General features: G+C 36.3%; 4 protein-coding genes. 3 read left to right on the top strand and 1 reads right to left on the bottom strand.

Going from position 1 to position 4589, the window contains the following annotated elements; genetic code table 11:
• On the bottom strand, nucleotides 1-210 hold a 210-nt coding region (locus AC6F75_RS06775; protein ID WP_500714197.1), incomplete at its 3' end, for a signal recognition particle receptor subunit alpha.
• Between the two features lie 277 nt (nucleotides 211-487).
• On the opposite strand from AC6F75_RS06775, the gene AC6F75_RS06770 reads away from it, so the two are divergent.
• From AC6F75_RS06770 to AC6F75_RS06760, 3 genes are read left to right on the top strand one after another with little or no spacing between them, the layout of a single operon-like run.
• Nucleotides 488-1003, top strand: coding sequence for a sigma-70 family RNA polymerase sigma factor (locus AC6F75_RS06770; protein ID WP_500714196.1), 516 nt, complete (start codon nucleotides 488-490; stop codon nucleotides 1001-1003).
• Between the two features lie 54 nt (nucleotides 1004-1057).
• The gene (locus AC6F75_RS06765; protein ID WP_500714195.1) at nucleotides 1058-1963 is read left to right on the top strand and encodes a FecR domain-containing protein; all 906 of its coding nucleotides are present in this window, start codon (nucleotides 1058-1060) and stop codon (nucleotides 1961-1963) included.
• Nucleotides 1956-4466, top strand: a complete 2511-nt coding sequence (locus AC6F75_RS06760) for a TonB-dependent receptor plug domain-containing protein (RefSeq protein ID WP_500714194.1) — start codon at nucleotides 1956-1958, stop codon at nucleotides 4464-4466. The genes AC6F75_RS06765 and AC6F75_RS06760 overlap by 8 nt, the downstream gene beginning before the upstream one ends.
• The last annotated feature ends 123 nt before the right edge of the window (nucleotides 4467-4589 follow it).

Below are 4589 nucleotides of genomic sequence, written 5' to 3'. Positions count from 1 at the left end.
GGGCTGTAACGTTGTCAATACATTTTGACCCAGTGCTTTTTCTTTCACCGTGTTTGTAAACTCCTTGGCAATTTTAAAGTTGACATCGGCATCGAGTAATGCGCGTCTTACCTCCTTGAGGGTTTCAGCAACATTGACTTCTGTGATGCTCCCGTGTCCTTTAAGGACGTGTAGGGCTTTATCTAATTTTTCGCTTAAATTATTAAACATACTGGTAATATCGTTTTAAGGAATGCAAAGATAAGCATATGCAGTTGAGTATCAAAGTTGGTTAAGGCTATTATTAACAAAAAAAAGCTGCCCTTGAAGGGGCAGCCTTATCATAAACTAAAAGATAAAAATCAATGTAATTGTTAAACAATAAGTACTGCCATGATTTAACACTTAAGTATGGGTCTAATTTTTTGGCAATTTTGTTAAAGATTTTTTGAAAAAGACTTTTGGTCAATAAAGTCAACATATTTTATACATTTACAAAAAATGTGAAATGAAAAAGAACCTTTTCGATACTGTATGTGACGAAAAAATCTTTGCCTCGATTTATCAAAAGGTGTCCAAAGACCTACACGATTTTATTTATTATAAATTTGGCGATCAGTTCAACCCTGATGATAAAGTGCAGGAGGCCTATATGAAACTTTGGGAAAATTGTGCGAAAATCACACCAGACAAAGCCCGGTCATTCCTATTTTCAGTTGCTAACAATACTACCTTAAATGAGATCAAGCACGAAAAGGTAAAACTTAAATACGCACAAACTGTCAAACCGGGCCTTGACAATCAACATCCACAGTTTTTAATTGAAGAGGATGAATATTTAAAAAAATATCAAAATGCCCTTTCAAAACTTACCGAAGAAAAAAGAGCCGCTTTTTTACTCAACCGTGTTGAAGGTAAAAAACACAAGGAAATTGCAGAAATTTTAAATATATCAAAAAAAGCTGTGGAGAAACGTATTTATAGTGCCCTAAAAGAATTGCGAAAAGAAATTGAAGGAATTTGAAATTTTGGGTAGGACATTTAATCATCGAGTTGTTATATAATTGAAAAAAATGCCATGAAGGAGAAAAAGTTAGTTAGAAAATGGTTACAAGGTGAACTTAACCATGAAGAATTGGAGGCGTTTAAGCAATTAGACGCCTACAATTCTTATCTTAAACTCTCTGAAAATGCCAAGCATTTTAAAGCCCCTGATTTTGATGCTTTAAATTCCTACACTCAATTCAAAGATAAAACAGCTGAAAGCAAAACACAAAAAGCCAAGCACTCTACCCTTAGTTATATTTTAAGAATTGCAGCTGTTTTTACAATTGGTTTTGGTATTTATTTCTTGTTTTTCAACGACCCTTACACCACCATTTCCACTCAAATTGCTGAAAATAAAACCATCACCCTTCCCGATGCTTCAGAAGTAACACTCAATGCGAAGTCCACTTTGAAATATAAGCCCAATAGCTGGAATTCTGAAAGAACACTCAAACTTGATGGTGAAGCATTTTTTAAAGTCGCCAAAGGTGAAGCTTTTACAGTTAGTACCCAACAAGGCTCAGTGAGTGTTTTAGGAACAGCATTTAACGTGAATAGCAGAACCGATATTTTTGAGGTGAACTGTTATGAAGGAAAAGTGAGAGTAGATCACCTCAACAACTCTGTTGACTTGATTGCCTCCAAAGCATACAAATATCACAATGGGAAAATTGTGAATGAAGAAATGACATTCAGTGTTCCAAGTTGGATGGAAAACCGTTCCAGTTTTAAAAGTGTCAATTACAGCCTTGTTTTAAGCGAATTTGAACGCCAATACAACATAGTGTTTGAACTTCAAAATATCAACACCCAACAACTGTTTACCGGAAGCTTTGTTCATAACAGCCTGGACAACGCTTTACAGTCAATTACCTTACCTTTGCAATTAACCTACAATAAAGAAAACGGTAAAGTAATTTTGAAGAAGAGTGAATAGTTACAAACAGTTTTTCATCACTTTTATCATTACTTTTCAGATTTTTATCCTATTTGGTCAAAAGTCTGAAGATACTATCCCCTTGGTAGATCTTTTGACACAAATTGAAATTCAGTTCTCCTGTTCTTTTAGTTATGCCGATGCTTCCCTTGACGGAATTTTTATAACAAAGCAGCCGTTTTCAACTTTGGAGCAAACTCTGGACTTTTTACGAAAAAGCACTCCCTTTAAATTTACCCGTCTTTCAGAGAACATCATTGCCGTCATTCCAGAAGATGATATAGTCAATTTTTGCGGCTATTTGTATGATAAGACTACGGGTGCTCCCGTGGTTTCAGCTTCCATAAATTATTTAGGCCAAAAAGTATTGAGCAACAGTGATGGAAAATTCACTTTCAAAGCTTCAAAAAAAATACAGAAAATCACAATTAATTATGTGGGCTATCGCTCTATTGAACTTACCGCTAATGATTTTTCTGAAGGCGATTGCACTTCTTTTTTCATTTCAGAAAAGGTAGAACCCCTCAATGAAATTTTACTTCAAAATTACATCATCAAAGGAATCAGTAAAAGCAGTACCGGCGCTTTGGAAATCAATTATGTTGATTTTGGCATCCTTCCCGGGCTGATAGAGCCTGATGTATTGCAAACCATTCAGGCATTGCCGGGCATCATTAGCAACAATGAAACCGTTTCTTACCTTAATGTGCGCGGTGGCACACATGACCAAAACCTCTTTTTGTGGGATGGCATTAAAATGTACCAAACTTCGCATTTTTTCGGAATGATTTCAGCTTTTAACCCTTATTTGACCGAAGAGGTCAGCCTGATTAAAAACGGTTCAAGTGCCATTTATGGTGATGGGGTTTCCGGGGTGATTGCGATGCGAACAAGTAAAAAAATCAACGATTCCTTAAAGGTAAGTGTCGGTATCAATATGATTAATGGTGATGTGTATGTGGACACCCCACTTTTTGAAAACTCATCACTTCAGGTTGCTGCCAGAAGTTCTTACAACAAAATTCTGGACACCCCCACTTTCAGGCAATATTTTAAAAAAGTATTTCAAAACAGTGAAGTAACAAACAGCATTGCCAATGCAACTGACAGGGATGAAAAATTTTCATTTTATGATACCTCGCTGCGATGGTTATACAGGCTTTCGCCGAAAGATTTTATCCGATTAAATTTTATATTTATCAACAATAACCTCTATGTAAAGCAGGACGAGTTCAGGACAAGTTTAATTCAATCCAGAGTTAGTAATTTAAAGCAAACCAATCTGGCCACCGGAATATTTTATGAAAGGTCTTGGAATGAAACCATTATTTCAAACCTTCAGCTCTATGGTTCAAACTACACCATTGAAGCCACAAACCTCAACGTCATTTCAGAGCAAAAACTCAATCAGGAAAATGATGTAAAAGATTGGGGTGCTATTTTAGACACCAAATTTGCTTTAAACAACAATTTTGCCATTAAAACCGGGTATCAAATCAATGAAACAGTTATCACTAATTTTGAAGAAATCAATGACCCTTTCAATTCAAACACCAACAAGGAAACCATTCTGACTAACAGTCTTTTCGGTGAATTGAGCTTTGTCTCCGAAAACTATATGACCCGTTTCAGGCTGGGTGGCAGAGCCAATCATATTTCAGAATTTGATGTTATACTTGTAGAACTGCGTTTAAGTTTCAATCAGCAGTTTTTGAATTTTTTCACGCTGGAAGTCCTTGGCGAACAAAAAAGCCAGACCACCTCTCAGGTGATCGACTTTCAAACAGACTTTCTTGGGGTGGAAAACCGAAGGTGGGTGCTTTCCAAACCAGAAGAAATTCCCATTTTAAAAAGCAAACAAATTTCCCTGGGTTTAAGTTACAAACGAAACGGCATACTGCTAAACGCCGAAGCTTATATTAAAAAAGTGGACGGCATCACCACGCAAAGTCAGGGTTTTCAAAACCAGTTTCAGTTTGTAAGGACCCACGGAAATTATGAAGTCAAAGGCATTGATTTTTTACTACATAAAAATTTCAATGAATTTTCAGGATGGCTCAGTTATTCTATCTCTGAAAACACCTATTTTTTTGAAGAACTGGAGCCGCAACATTTTCATAATAACATCGATATTACCAATGTGGTGGCTTTGGGGCTTTCCTATGATTTCAACAAACTCAAACTCTCAACTGGATTTAACTGGCACAGTGGAAGACCGACCACTATTCCCGTTCAAAGCGAAGAAACTTTTGGAGAAATTGAATACAGCTCCCCCAATAGCAACAGATTGCCGGAATATTTCAGGTTGGACTTTTCGGCAACTTATGGTTTTATGCTTTTTCCTAAAGTGGGCGGTTTTGTAGGTGTTTCAATATGGAACCTTTTGGGAAACAGAAATGTTTACAATACTTTTTACAGGCTAGACCGTGATTTTGAAATCGAAAAAATTGATCAAACAGGACTCGGCTTTACACCCAATGTAACTTTTAGGGTGAATTTTTAATCTTGTTCTTTTCTTCAATCCATTTACTTAAATATCTGGTACTGTTCAGGCTGTGGTGCCTTAACATTGCTCCCGTGAAGTTATTTTGGCGGTGAAGTTCTAAAAGTTTTTCTAAATCCTTAA

It is taken from the genome of Planktosalinus sp. (genome assembly GCF_059864935.1).
The sequence above is the reverse complement of the archived record's forward strand: the minus strand, read 5'-3'. Positions and strand labels throughout refer to the sequence as shown.

What these genes read in the sequence shown, in the direction of transcription:
- AC6F75_RS06770 (WP_500714196.1), top strand. Translation starts at nt 488, where the DNA reads ATGAAAAAGAACCTTTTCGATACTGTATGTGACGAAAAAATCTTTGCC.
- AC6F75_RS06765 (WP_500714195.1), top strand. Translation starts at nt 1,058, where the DNA reads ATGAAGGAGAAAAAGTTAGTTAGAAAATGGTTACAAGGTGAACTTAAC.